This window comes from Paenibacillus sp. Y859, from assembly GCF_056786405.1.
On sequence record NZ_JBXCIZ010000009.1, the window covers coordinates 39,889 to 53,839 of the forward strand.

The window sequence follows — 13,951 nt, forward strand, 5'->3', positions numbered from 1 at the left end:
AAAATTATGAATGAAACAATTTCTTGCCTCTATTCGTGTTAAGCATAGACACATGCACATGATTATTGAGGGAGAGAAGCATATGGTTAATATAAAAATTGAAGGATTAAATAAATCCTATCGGAATTTTCAAGCATTAAAGGATATTGATCTGCAAGTTGAAAAATGTGATCGAGAGGTTAAGTAAGGATTATTCCATTATACTATCTCCCCATATTATTAGTGATAGCGAATCTAGCTGTGAAAAGGTAGCCGTCCTAAACAACGGACAAGTTCTTTTCCAAGGAACGACTGATGGGTTGGCGCAAAAAGCAGTAAATTGCATCTGGGAATTTCGGGTACCCTACGATGAGTATGATCATGCTGAGAAGGGTCACTTAGTTATTTCCAGTAGAAGAGAAATGAACCAAGTCGTCTTTCGAGTGATTGCTAAAAACAAGCATACTTCTCACAAGGTAGTCGGGATTAACCTGTTTACTTTTGTATAGGCAGGATATGTTGATATCCCTATCGAATAATTTCCTTAAAGCAGATTTCTCTCACAATTCAACAAAAGGATGGATCACACTATGTTCTTACAAGATTGACTTTGGCGAACCCTCGTAACTCCATTGAAAATGTCATAGATTGAATTAAATCTTGCATAAATAAATAACCTCCTTTTTCACTAGATGATAAAGGAAGGTTTAGGAATTGGCAGTGAGAGATTGTAGGATTTAAAAAGCTACCGCGTAGCGGTTTAGTTCAACACCACTATATTTGTTCATCCATGGAGGAGCTTATGAAACTGTTGATCGTAGAGGACGATATTGGGATCTCGTATACAATTGCAAGAGTTATGCAGGATGAAGGGCATAAGATTACGGAGTGTCATAACGGAGAAGAGGGCTTGCATCACGCATTGAACGGAGAGTTCGATTTAATTATTTTGGATATTATGCTGCCTCAGGTTGATGGTTTTACAATCATCCAAGAGCTGAGGAAGCAAAGAGTGGATACCCCGATTCTTTGTCTGACGGCAAAAGACGGATTACACGACCGGGTAAAAGGGTTAACGATCGGAGCGGACGATTATGTGGTGAAGCCATTCGAGATTCCAGAGCTGATCGTCAGAGTTAAAGTGCTGCTGCGCCGTTATGGCAAGATTAATCAAGAAGAGCAGATTAGCTATGGCCCGATTGCTATTCAAGTTAGAAATCGAGCAATTACGATCACAGGAGAAGAGCTGACGTTAACAGAAAAGGAATATGAGTTGCTTGAGTACCTGCTCATGAATAAAGAGCAGATCGTGACGAAGGAGCAAATCTATTACCGAATTTGGGGACTCGATTCGGAAGCGGGAATTGGCATCGTGGAGCTCTATGTCCATTATCTTCGAAAGAAGCTGTCTCCATGGCATGCCGATCAATATATCCAAACCGTAAGAGGTTTGGGCTACATACTCAGAATAAAAATAAACGAGTAGTTTTTCAAAGGAAAATCAAAGGTTCATCTCTTATACTCTTCCTATAATCTATCAAAGGGGAGATTAATACATGAACCTTGTAAGAAAGATGTTTAAGAACACCAGATTGACTATTTTATTGGCAGCAGGATTACTTGTCTTGCTGACTGTAGCTGGTTTGTTATGGCCGGATCAACATAAATCAGAGGACTTCGGCACCATAATTCAAAAGATGGCGGTTGCCACCCTGAATGAGGACCCCGAGTCTCAGCTTTATTATGGTGCGGAAGAAGTGAATGGTCTTCGATGGGATCCCACTAAGCTTTCCGACTACTCGGATGCCTATTACCAACAAATTAACGATGATACCGAAGAATTTTTGAAAAAGTTGGATGCATACGACGTTGCCAAGCTTTCCTCGGAAGACAAGCTTACCTACGATATCGTCAAATGGCAACTAAGCGCGGCACAACAATTGAACAAATATTCGGATTTGAACACAGTCGGATATGTTTCCCTAGTCAGGTTCTCGTCGTTTTTCACTAACAACTATCCGATTCGTAACCAAGCAGATGCAGAAAATTATATTGTTGCGCTGAATGGGTTTTCGGACAAGGTCGCACATTACATAGACAGAATTCAGGACAAACAAGAGAAAGGGCTCCTCCCCACTTCTGAATTTTTGAATGAAATACTCATGGGTTATGACAATTTGAAGAGAAAAAATCCGGAAAAAATGGATTTGTACACTTCATATGTAGAGAAATTATCGGAGATAAAGCTCAAACCGTCCAAAGAACAGGAACTGAAAAAGGCGTTACTACAGACTTTAAGTGATCATGTACTACCTTCTTACGGCAAACTTACCGATTTGATCCAAAATGATCTTCTGAAGCAAGCATCCGTGGGTCAGGGGGTTTGGAGTCAGCCGGGTGGCGGCGAGTATTATTCTGCTCTGCTTAGACTTTACACTGGCACGGACTTAAGTCCTCTAGAAATTCACGAGATCGCCAAACGCAAAGCGGAAGAGATTGTAAAGGAGCTAAGAAGCCCAGTCCCGGGGAAAGCACAAGAGACTACAGCTGTAAACCAACACGTAGCAGGAGATGAATTACTGCAAACGGTTAACCGCAGTTTGTCGGAAATAAAGCCTCAATTGTCCGATTGGTTTGAAGAAGCGCTTATTCCCAACAATCCCGTGGATGTGCGGTTATATCCGGCTCCGTTGTCGATTGCAGGCGCGTTTTATCTCCCCCCTTCTATTAATGGCGATAGGAATGGAAGATTTTTTTTCCCGCCCGCCGGACGGTTTTCCGAAGAGGAAGCTAAAATGTTTGCGATGCATGAGGGCGTTCCAGGACATCATTTTCAATTTTCTATTCAATACAACCAACCGGAAATTCCATTAGCCCGTAAAATAACTAATTTACCCGGATTCACAGAAGGATGGGCAACCTATGCGGAATCTATAGGCGTAGAGATGGGCTTGCTTGATCAGAACACGGTACAAATTCATTTGCTTTCTTTGTACCTTGGAACCGTTATCGACACGGGTATTAATGGGCTGAGATGGACAAGAGAACAAGCTAATGAATATCTGGTGAGTGTCATCGGAACGGGGAACGATCCCTTGATTGACAGCACCATTGCTTTTCCCGGACTATTAACGAGCTATGCCATCGGATATGATCAATTCCAATCCCTTCGAGAGAAAGCGGAAAGCGAGCTCAATGATCGTTTCGACATTAAAACTTTTCATTCCGTTCTTCTTCGAAACGGTAATATGCCATTTCCGATATTGGAGCAGCAAGTGAATCAATACATCAAGTCCGTCAAATAAAAGGAGAGCAGACCCCGATATGATTAAACGCACGTTAGTACGAATGACGATATGGAACAGCACGGTCGTATTGTGCTTGCTCATCATACTGGGGGGAGCGTTATACGGGCTGGCGCATTATCGGATATATTCCGACATTGACCGTCAGCTGGTATTTAATATTGACCATATGCAACAAATTTCTCTAAGTAGCGGGGAGCAAGTTATTAACATTGATTCGAAGGAACCGGAACGTTTTATGATGCCATTTTATTGGAATTCCAACGATACCTTGATTCAAAGCTATTATTATAAAGGACCATTTATCGAATTGAGTTTGATGCTTCGGGAAAAACAAAACAACATGGGACCCGAGTCAATACGCGTGGATAAGAAAACCTATCGATTCGTGAGCAGACCCTATCAGGGAAATTTGCCATTCGCCGAGGAGCTGTCACACAGGCCCTTGAAAACAGTTCAGATATATACGGAAATTTCTGCCGAGGCGTATTATTTGAATCGGTTATTATGGAGTATTAGTATCGGAATCGGTATCGGTGCGTTAATATCTATCATCGTAGGTTACGCATTGGCTAGACGGGCGCTCATTCCGATTCAGAAGGCTTGGGACAAGCAGCAGCAATTCGTTGCAGATGCCTCTCACGAGTTGAGGAGTCCGCTTTCGGTCGTCCGAGGGCAAACACAAATATTGTTACGCCATCCCGATCATAGGATCGAGGAAGAAAGCGCTCCAATTTCAGCCATTCTGAAAGAAACCAAAAGAATGAGCAACATGGTAGACGGGCTACTTCTTCTGGCAAGAGGCGATTCACATGAGGAAGTCATCTCATGCAAACCTGTGCGAGTTGACGGGATCATTAAAGAGATTGCAAAAAATATAGAACCGATAATGGATTACAAGCAGTTGCGGTTACAGCTTCATGTCGAAGGCTCGGAATTGCTCATGAATGGAGATGAGGATCGTCTCATACAGTTGTTCATGATTTTGTTGGACAATGCCATTAAATTTACGCAGGCAGATGGGCAAATCGATCTTGAGTGTCTTAGGCAAGGGAAATCAGTTCTCGTAACCGTCAAGGATAACGGAGTGGGTATTTCGGAACACGAATTGCCACTCGTATTTAGTCGCTTTTACAAGGGAGATTCCTCTAGAAATAGAGGGGATCATGGAGCGGGTCTAGGGCTATCGATCGCGCGTTGGATCGTCGATCAACATCAAGGTTCTGTCCACATTAGCAGCGGGGTAGGGTGTGGTACGACCGTTATGATTCGTTTTCCAGTGATTAGTTAAATAATAGAGTTCATAGGATACTGCGGCAGCCGACCAGACAATCGGCTGCCGTTTTCATTAAGCTAAGGGACCAAGTTCTTGTCCTCCGACATGATTAATTTAGTGTCCAACGATACTAAATTACCTACATAAGCATTATCTGTGAAGCCTGCCAAATCAGGCTTTTTTATTTTTGTGTAGGCAAATTGATGTCACGCTAAAATGCACTAATCTTCCCACATTGTGGGATTTTGACATAAAGTCACCTACATTGTAGCGGTGCTTACATTTAGCAGAGAAAACGAATGTGCCAAATTGATTCTTCATAGAGGGAGTTATCTTTAATAGTAGTAAATGAGGATTGTTTAAAGAGATAATGTTATTAGGAAACTTATTATGGAAACAGATTGCAGTTATTATCAATGGCACCACTATATTACCTGCAGAAGCAATTGTGGAGGCAATTGGCGGACAAGTTCAGTGGAATAAGGCTTTAAAAACCATCGGTATAACAACTGCTACTGAGACTGTAGTAGCTGATCCTATTGCTGAAGAAGTTAAAATAAAAGATCGAAAAGTAGTTGAAAAAATGATAGAAATTAAAAAGAAACTAAAGTTGGGATTAACAAAGGAAGAGGTGCAAGCATTATTTAATGAAAAAATGGGCTGATTAACAGAAAAATTGGAGCTTATTTATATATTGAATGGAAAAATAATGAATTATATATGTATTCGATATCTTATGTTAACCTTGAAGATAATAAAGTTCACTTATATATTTTGAACAATGACGCAACGATTTCAGATATGCCAATTAGTGATTAGTCATGTTATAGAAAGATATTCATTTTTAAAAATATGGGGTTTTCAGGACGATACTGAGGACATAGTTTAAACTAATAGTGAACTCAATCAATTTAGAGAGAGGGATGTTACTTGAAAAGAAACGTATTATATATTGAAGATAATGAGAAAATAGGTAGTTGGGTAAAAGAAGAATTGGAACAGCGAGGATTTTCAGTTCAGTGGCTGCTTTCTGGTGAAGGAGCCGAAAAAGAAGTACATCAGTATGAAATCGTTATTTTGGATATAATGTTACCCGGTTTAGACGGATTTACTGTGGGAAAACGATTAAAAAAGGCAGCTCCTGCTGTTCCCATTTTGTTGTTATCTGCTCGAACATCGATAGATGACAAGGTAGATGGTTTACAATTTGCTGATGACTATTTAACGAAACCATTCCATACGGATGAATTAGTTGCAAGATTAGAAGTATTATTCCGTCGAAGTGGTGGAACACATTCCGAACGCATTTCATTAGGAAATCATATTGAAGTAGATCCAGAAGTCCAAATGGTATTGGACAAAATCACAGGAGAAGAAATTATATTGACAGGGAAACAACATCAAATTTTAATGTACTTCTTACGCCACCCTAATCAAGTATTACCAAAAGAACAAATCTATGAAGCAATTTGGCAAGAAACTTATATCACTGGTGATAAAACATTAATGGTGCATATCCATCGATTGCGTCAAAAGTTGGAACGTCATCCTGATTCCCCAGAGATTATTGAAACGTTGAAGGGAATAGGCTATCGGGTGAAACTATGAAACAGACTAGATCATTATTTCGTCGTTTCCTAAAAGGACATTTTCTATTTATCTTTTTTCCTCCAATTGTGCTTATTTTCATCTTTACGTTCATTGATTTTTCGGGCGGTATCAATGAAGAAGATCCGAATAGGTTAAATCAATTTTACGTTACATTACTTTTGTTTGGTTTTATTATTGTCACATTTGTTGTAATATCTTGGCTCTTCTTCTTGAGACTTCGTAATCGTCTCACCCGCTTACAGGAAGTCATGTCATTTTCAGCTAATAATAATTCATTTCCTAAACCAATATCTGTTCAAAGTGATCGTATGGATGAAATTGACCAGTTAGGAAGTTCTTTTAATTGGATGATTCAGCAGCTTGAAGACAGTCGCAAGCGAGAATGTGAAGAGGAATTATTACGACATCGACTCATTGCGAATTTATCTCACGACTTACGAACGCCACTTACCATTTTGAGAGGACATGTTACCAGATTAAATAAAGAATCCATGAGTTTAGAAGGACAAGACTCATTAACAGAGATCAACCATACGATTACAAGAGTCGGAGATTTAATGGATGATTTACTTTCCTATACATTGCTTACATCAGGGAAACATCCTTTCGGGCCCACTTCAACAGACATTGGACGTTTAGTAAGAGCTTCTGTTGCTGCGTGGTATCCTGTATTTGAAGAAAAAGAAATTCAGCTCGATGTTGATTTACCGACAGAGGAGACTTTTTATTGGGAAGCAGATCCTAAATGGATGACACGGGTTCTGGATAATTTATTTCAGAATATTCTTCGCCATGCAGCAGAGGGGAAATATGCAAACATTGTGGTTGATGTAGAAAAAGAACTGATCATTGTTACAGACAGAGGTCCAGGTATGGATAACTCTTCCTATGCGCGTGGGGCGGAGATTGGTTTATCGACTTCAAATTATATGTTGAAAAAAATGAAGCTGAAAGCTGACTTTACATCAAATGAAAATGGCACAAGAGTAGCTATTGGTAGAGCTTAACCTAAAGGTAACCCAGAATTAAACAACATGATAACCGAGATGTAACTTTGCTTCTATATAATTAGAACCATAACAGAAAGGAAGTGTTATGGTTGCTTACAATTAATAACTTAGTCAAACATCGCGGAACTCAAGAAATCTTATCAGGTATTAGTTTTAAAGCTAGACCAGGTAGAGTAACTGGTTTTTTAGGTCCAAATGGGGCAGGTAAAAGTTCTACACTTCGAATCCTGCTTGGATTAGATCGTGCCACCTCAGGAAGTGCACTAATTAATGGAAAGCCATTCGCAGAATTACATAATCCTCTAGCAACAGTAGGTGCCGCACTTGATGGATTTGGAGCTCATCGTATGCGAACAGGACGGGCGCATTTGCGTTGGATTGCTCATGCCGCAGGAATCTCTCGCTCACGTGTTGAGGAAGTTCTGGAAATAGTAGGTCTTACTAATGTAGCTAGCAAACGTGTTGGGAGTTATTCCCTTGGTATGGGGAGAAGACTTGGAATAGCAGCTGCACTTCTTGGTGATCCAAAAATATTGGTTTTAGATGAACCCGTAAACGGGCTCGACCCAGAAGGAATTCGTTGGATTCGGACATTTTTACGTGAACGTGCTGAGTCTGGAAACACGGTATTACTATCCAGTCATCTAATGGGAGAGCTTGCAGAGACTGTTGATGATGTGGTGATTATTAAGCATGGAAAAATCGTTGCAGATGGAACATTGGAAGAAGTAATAGGTAACCATTCCACGCTGGAGGAAGCCTTTTTTGCCCTGACCTCTGAACATGCAGGTGATGTTGTATGAGAGCATTCAACGCGGAATTATCTAAACTGTTCTCCCTGCCGAGCATTTGGCTTGCCTTTCTTATTGGAGCATTTGCCCCAGCGGTCTTTGCTGCCTTGGACATCATAGCACAAAAAGAGGAAATTATAGCTGGAGTTAGCACACGGCTATCGGAAGTTGGCTATACTGGATTAGCTTTTGGTGTACAAGGTGTCATTATTCTTGGTGTGCTTGCTGTCAGCAGTGAGTATTTGACTGAGAGCAGTGAATCTGGTGGAGGACAACAGATTACAACAAGTTTAACTGTTGTTTCATCCCGACTTCATTTTTTGCTGGCAAAAGCAGGCGCTGTGACAGTGATCAGCATACTGCTTTGTATTGTTGCTATGATGACAACTGCGTCAGCAACACATCTTATTCTTGGTGAGTACGCCCCTGCATTTGAAGCATCTAGACTTATTGGCGTGGTTTGTTACTGGGCATTTACTGCTCTTTTAGCATTTGGGATTACTTTGCTAACTAAGAATGGAATCATCCCGCTTACTGTGCTCATGATAAATTCATCCGTTGTATCATTTAGTGTCCTGCTTTATAGGGTTACAAAGTTGGCGTTTTACTTACCAGATAGGGCTGGCATTGATATGTTTATGTTTACGAGCGACACGTTCACAGGCAGTTTATTCGACAGATTTCACACCCCGTTCACAGGCGGTTTAGTCATGTTTGCCTGGGTAGTCGTTATTTTCATTGTTGCAGCTATTGTATTCCATAGGAGGGACGTTGCATCATGAGTGTCTCATCTAGTAGAAAGATAACACAAATCCTTGGTTCTGAACTGGATAAATTAGTTACATTACCATTGATTTGGCTCACTCTTATGGGTACATTCATTCTTAACTTAGCTTTAGCCGCAGCTTTTACTTCTGTTGGTCTTCAAGGGGCAGCAGAAATGCAAAATATACTGAATATAGGACTTGCTTCTATGGTATATCTTCAAGCAGGGTTCATTATTCTTGGTATCTTAGCTACTTGTTCGGAGTATACAGGTGGACAGATTCGAACTACTTTAACTACGATACCTTGGCGTGGGTTTCAATTATCCACGAAGCATTTGGCATTGGCAATTATAACCATTCCCGTGGCGTTTATTATTGCTGCATCAGGTGTACTATATACTTTTATTATGATGAGAGACACAGCAGTAGTGATTGAAATAGACACAATGATAGTAACATTAGTAGGTGCAACAGGCTATCTAACATTAACTACACTTCTCAGTGCAGCTATAGGTGCTTTATTAAGAAGAACCACTCCTGCTTTAGTGGTACTACTTGGTTATTATTTCATTGTCAGTCCATTGACGAGAGTTTTTCTACCTAGTATTAAAAATTATTTAAATTATTTTCCGGATACGGCAGGATATTATATGTATATGCCGCCTTCCTCTGATGAAATAAATGTCCTTACACCAATGCAAGGGACAGGTATTTCAATGTTATGGACACTGATCTTTATTACAGTAGCTATTGTATTTTACCGTAAACGAGATGCCTAAGTGTAGGTTTCATCGTTTTCACAAAATAAGGAAATGAATTTACCCCTCTGGAAAAGGATTGGCTTAAACCGATTTATGAAGAGCGAAAGCGAAGAACTATTCATGCCATGCCATTGCAAGAGTTAAATTTCTCATCAATCAGGCGTTGATTCATTATGTGGTAGACATCGACATTTTGGGTTTCTTCGACAACGTCAACCATACTAACCAATCTCAAAGGGACCATGGTTACAGCGGAAGGCCAGTTAAACACCATTCAGGACCACACCAGCGATCTCACGGAGTACGCCAACGCAGATCTTTTTACGAAAGGCCTCACGGGAGGAATCGAGTCCATCTACAATGCCGTCAACGCATTTTCGAATGGACGCGCAATGGAAGGAGGGGCCGAGGTTGTTCGTGCAACAGCCGATTTTGCGCAAATGGGCCTGATCCTCTTAGGTAATGTAAAAATATTTGCTAAACATACTGGAATCGTGAGCGCAGTCGATGATAATGGTCGATTCTACGGCCTTCTATCAGGCGACAAGCCTCAACTGATCGTGCGTGACGGCCAGTATGAAGGGCCTTTGCAATTTCAAGAAGGTAAGGGTCCCGCACGCGGGTTTGTTGCGACTGGTGGAAATCAACTCTGTTTCTACGACGGGCAGGACCTGCGAATCGTCGAGCTGAGTAAATTGCACAGTGAGGTTCCTGCCGACAGCCCGAAGGGAAAGGCGATTTGGCGAGTGGATGATGATGCATGGCGATCCATTGCTTGTCCGCCAACACTGAAAGACGATCACACCTGGGCGTATAACATCATTACGCTTCGCGAAGATGGTGCACTAATCGCAATCGTAAACCAAAAACTATATCTTTGGTACAATGATGAGTGGAGTGACAATAGTAAAGACCCCATGTTAGCGATTTGCGGACGAGCGGTCAAAGGCTGGCAATCTTTTGGCACCATTAAGTATGGGCTAAAGAAATTAGATGAACAAGCAGAAATTTATAAAAGAGAACATACACACTCGTGAATAGACAAAAAAATGATGGAGAACCAAAGAAGCCTGAGAAATCAGGCTTCTTAGATTGTGCGCCTCACAGTCGCACAATCTAAGTGGTTCAAATCCACTCGGTAACTTTACCCTTTATAGTGCCTTAGCCGAAGTAGAGGTCCTAATCCATCAGGGTTAGAAACAAACATTGTAGGGAGATTAATGATATTAATATGGGAACAATAATGTCATTGGACAGCAGACAACAAGAAGGACGATGAACTATTTTTAAAATGACACAGACATATGTACAAAATACGGGTTTTGTGAATAAGTAACTACTAAATAGTTATATAACATTAGTTTTCAGCTCAACATCGAAAAAACTAACTTTACCATACTACTTTTAGTTAGACCAATTTTTGAACACTTCACTAGCCTCCTTAATATCTTGGAGGAAATAAAAAGCCCCATCAGCGCTTTATTAATAAATCATTCCAATTTTCGTTGAATCCCATCCTACGAACATCAACCTCATCGTATTCTTCTATCAGTGATGCAAGTTTAAGGCCCCATGATATCCATGCTGCGCGGTCCTTTATGAAATATGAAATACGTGTGTCGTCTACATCAAAAAAAATCGCTTTTGTCATAATCATCTCCTATTCACTGTTTCTCACTTAATTGTAGCAGAATATGACAGATTAGATGGCCGTAAAAAGATAGGTTAATTCCACAAATAAGCCCGTAAGCTCCAACAAATCAGGGCTTACGGGCTGTAAATTAAAATCTACTTTATTTATCGTTACACCTGAGCAGACACTGTAGCATCCTGCACAATAAAATCGATCATTGATTTCACTTCAACTTTACCAGCAAAATGACCAGTTCGATCCAAAGTCGTAAACGTTACAGTATAAGGTACACCTGGAATAAGATCGAAATAATTATCAGACCATATGCCATCAACCTCCGAAGTCAAAACAACTTGTTTGGCTAATGCCTTTGATTGTAAAGTAATAATCGTTGCCCCGTCTTCTACTGTTTCGCTAACTTTAATCTCTGGCTGTTGCAGCAATAGTTTTTGATTTTTCACGAAATAGTAGATTGCTTGTGCCGCTTCTCCACTAGTAGCGGACCACGATGCAACGACAAATACTTCATTTTCATTGTATCCCTTCAGTAAATCAGCGATCGTTAGACGTTTAACGACTTGTGATGTATTTACCGGAAGAGCGACCACAGCTTGCTCCTCGTACAATACCTCACCTGACATATGACGTAATTGAACTTGTAATGTTCCGCTAACGGATTGGAGCTTATCAGATACAAGGTAGATCGCTAGCTCACTATCCTCAACCTGTGTCGATAGTAGTATACTCGCAAAGCTGCGGCGAGCATAATAGTTAAGTGCTTTCCAGCGACCATAGTAGTCAATTCCCGCCCATGAAGCAACCGGCCAGCAGTCATTCATTTGCCAGTATAAGGAGCCCATGCAGTATGGCATTTTTCTACGATGTGCTTCAATCGCCATTTGCATAGCATCTGCTTGAAGTACTTGACTTAGGTATAAGAAGCCTTTGAAATCAGTAGGCTGTGACATATATATATCCATATATTCCTTAATGAGACGATTTCCATCACCATTTTTCTGATGAGCCATCATTACTTTTGTATCGATTGCTAGATCAGATTCTTCGGCAAAGCTACGAATCGTACGATACTCTGGGAACGATTGGAATCCATATTCACTCATAAAGCGTCCAAGCTTAATTTGATAGTTTTCGAATGGTTCTACATTATGCCATACACCCCAGTAATGTACATCACCTTCATTGGTCAACGGATGTGCATGCTGCGCTTGATCGTGACTAACAGATACAATCGGAGATGACGGCCAATAATCAATTGTAGCGTGTAATTCTGCTACAACATCAGGTAATAGTTCATGGAAGATTTTCTCGTAATCTGCCCATATTTTCTCACGAATTGCTGGCTCATAATCCTTCTTCCAACCCCAGCCTCCATCCTCATCATAATGCGCCCATGCAGAGTCGATTTCATTGTTCCCACACCATAGTACGATAGATGGGTGATTACGTAGACGCTTTACATTATCAATTGCTTCTGCACGAACACTTTGCAAAAATGCCTCATCGCCAGGGTACATACTGCATGCAAACATAAAGTCCTGCCATACCATAATGCCGTACTCATCACATAAATCGTAAAATGCATCCGCTTCGTAAATGCCGCCGCCCCATACACGGAGCATATTCATATTCGCTTCTACTGCAGACTGTATCTCGGCACGGTAACGATCCTCAGTAACTTCCGAGATAAAGCTATCATTAGGTATATGATTCGCTCCTTTGGCAAATACAGCTACTCCATTAAGCTCAAAGTGGAAAGTTGCGCCCGAGCCAACCGCATCTCGATCACGAATTAATTTGACAGTGCGTAGTCCTGTAGTAACCGTCTCTTGCGCCAAATGAGAACTACCTTCGCTTTGCAAAGTGACTACAGCATTAAACTGATAACGATTAGGTTCCCCTAAGCCATTACTCCACCATAGCTTCGGCTCATCAATTGCGATCGGAAGAGTTAGATTATGCTCGCCTGCTTCGACATCAATATGTAAATCCCAAGTGTTATTATCTGACTGAACTTGCAATTGTAACGAGCCACTCTGTTCTACGGACACCGTTACTTTTGCTGCCAGCAGAGCAGATTCCGCAGTAACCGATAGTTGATCAATAAATAAATCTCTTACAATAACACCTGACCAACTAACTAATTCTACTTCGCGCCAAATTCCGCTTGTAACAAAGCGCGGACCCCAATCCCAACCATAGTGATAAGGAGCTTTACGAGCAAAAATACTCACCTTCTCCTCACCTAATCCACCTAATTCAGATTGATCGTTCGATGCAGGTAAAGGATAGCCTAACGCATGTAATTTCGGTAAATCCTCTTGAATCGGAGAACGGAATAATATTCGAATATGATTCTCTTGCGTATGTAATAAGCCAGTTACATCAATTTTCCAAGCTCGGAACATATTATCCGCTGAAAGCACTAGCTTTTCATTCACAAATACATCTGCATACGTATCCAAGCCTTTGAAGTGAAGCTCCTGACGCTCTTCTTGTAAAAATTCAGCTGATGGCGTGAAATACGTCTCGTATTCCCAGTTGAGTTTGTCAATCCATTGTAGATCATGCTCATTCGTACCATAGAATGGATTAGAAATACGTTCATTATGCAATAGATCAGTGTGCACACAACCTGGAACATTAGCAGGCAACCACTCATTATCCTTCTCTGACTTAAAACGCCATGAATCTATTAACATTGTTTGGCTCATGTTACATCCTCCAGTAATGTGCAATTATAGTCGTCCAGAAATTAATGTAATGAATAAAACCACATAAGTATTTTTGTTATTTTTGT

The 13,951-nt window shown here is 40.7% G+C and carries 14 protein-coding genes and 1 pseudogene; 13 read left to right on the forward strand and 2 right to left on the reverse strand.

Translation table 11 applies throughout. From position 1 onward, the window contains the following. The first annotated feature begins 10 nt into the window (after positions 1–10). The 13 genes and pseudogenes from AC1TO8_RS17225 to AC1TO8_RS17285 all read left to right on the forward strand — a co-directional run bounded on the left by AC1TO8_RS17225 (position 11) and on the right by AC1TO8_RS17285 (position 10,537). On the forward strand, positions 11–187 hold the full coding sequence (locus AC1TO8_RS17225; RefSeq protein ID WP_482056859.1) for a hypothetical protein: 177 nt from the start codon (positions 11–13) through the stop codon (positions 185–187). Then, positions 168–488 (forward strand): hypothetical protein, encoded by a 321-nt coding sequence (locus AC1TO8_RS17230; protein ID WP_482056860.1) that lies wholly within the window; start codon positions 168–170, stop codon positions 486–488. Before AC1TO8_RS17225 ends, AC1TO8_RS17230 begins: the two co-directional genes overlap by 20 nt. Positions 489–781: 293 nt before the next feature. Beyond that, on the forward strand, positions 782–1,465 hold the full coding sequence (locus AC1TO8_RS17235; protein ID WP_482056861.1) for a response regulator transcription factor: 684 nt from the start codon (positions 782–784) through the stop codon (positions 1,463–1,465). A 70-nt stretch (positions 1,466–1,535) separates the two neighbouring features. Beyond that, positions 1,536–3,284, forward strand: a complete 1,749-nt coding sequence (locus AC1TO8_RS17240; protein ID WP_482056862.1) for a DUF885 domain-containing protein — start codon at positions 1,536–1,538, stop codon at positions 3,282–3,284. 19 nt (positions 3,285–3,303) lie between these two features. Continuing rightward, positions 3,304–4,575 carry a sensor histidine kinase gene (locus AC1TO8_RS17245; RefSeq protein ID WP_482056863.1) on the forward strand — a complete coding sequence of 424 codons (1,272 nt, stop codon included), beginning with the start codon at positions 3,304–3,306 and terminating at the stop codon, positions 4,573–4,575. A 340-nt stretch (positions 4,576–4,915) separates the two neighbouring features. Continuing rightward, the gene (locus AC1TO8_RS17250; protein WP_482056864.1) at positions 4,916–5,224 is read left to right on the forward strand and encodes a stalk domain-containing protein; all 309 of its coding nucleotides are present in this window, start codon (positions 4,916–4,918) and stop codon (positions 5,222–5,224) included. A 266-nt stretch (positions 5,225–5,490) separates the two neighbouring features. Next, positions 5,491–6,168, forward strand: a complete 678-nt coding sequence (locus tag AC1TO8_RS17255) for a response regulator transcription factor (protein ID WP_482056865.1) — start codon at positions 5,491–5,493, stop codon at positions 6,166–6,168. Next, entirely contained in the window at positions 6,165–7,178 is a 1,014-nt protein-coding gene (locus tag AC1TO8_RS17260; RefSeq protein WP_482056866.1) for a sensor histidine kinase, read from the forward strand. The genes AC1TO8_RS17255 and AC1TO8_RS17260 overlap by 4 nt, the downstream gene beginning before the upstream one ends. A gap of 92 nt (positions 7,179–7,270) precedes the next feature. Then, on the forward strand, positions 7,271–7,984 hold the full coding sequence (locus AC1TO8_RS17265; protein ID WP_482056867.1) for an ABC transporter ATP-binding protein: 714 nt from the start codon (positions 7,271–7,273) through the stop codon (positions 7,982–7,984). Beyond that, entirely contained in the window at positions 7,981–8,754 is a 774-nt protein-coding gene (locus AC1TO8_RS17270) for an ABC transporter permease (protein WP_482056868.1), read from the forward strand. The genes AC1TO8_RS17265 and AC1TO8_RS17270 overlap by 4 nt, the downstream gene beginning before the upstream one ends. Next, positions 8,751–9,518, forward strand: a complete 768-nt coding sequence (locus AC1TO8_RS17275) for an ABC transporter permease (protein ID WP_482056869.1) — start codon at positions 8,751–8,753, stop codon at positions 9,516–9,518. Before AC1TO8_RS17270 ends, AC1TO8_RS17275 begins: the two co-directional genes overlap by 4 nt. Positions 9,519–9,624: 106 nt before the next feature. Then, a pseudogene (locus tag AC1TO8_RS17280) lies at positions 9,625–9,723 on the forward strand (reverse transcriptase domain-containing protein); the annotation flags it as partial. A gap of 19 nt (positions 9,724–9,742) precedes the next feature. Further along, the gene (locus AC1TO8_RS17285) at positions 9,743–10,537 is read left to right on the forward strand and encodes a hypothetical protein (protein ID WP_482056870.1); all 795 of its coding nucleotides are present in this window, start codon (positions 9,743–9,745) and stop codon (positions 10,535–10,537) included. 434 nt (positions 10,538–10,971) lie between these two features. On the opposite strand, the gene AC1TO8_RS17290 is transcribed toward AC1TO8_RS17285, so the two are convergent. Beyond that, complete coding sequence (locus AC1TO8_RS17290; protein WP_482056871.1) at positions 10,972–11,151, reverse strand: hypothetical protein; 180 nt, start codon at positions 11,149–11,151, stop codon at positions 10,972–10,974. 152 nt (positions 11,152–11,303) lie between these two features. Continuing rightward, positions 11,304–13,865 (reverse strand): beta-mannosidase, encoded by a 2,562-nt coding sequence (locus AC1TO8_RS17295; protein WP_482056872.1) that lies wholly within the window; start codon positions 13,863–13,865, stop codon positions 11,304–11,306. Positions 13,866–13,951 lie beyond the last annotated feature (86 nt).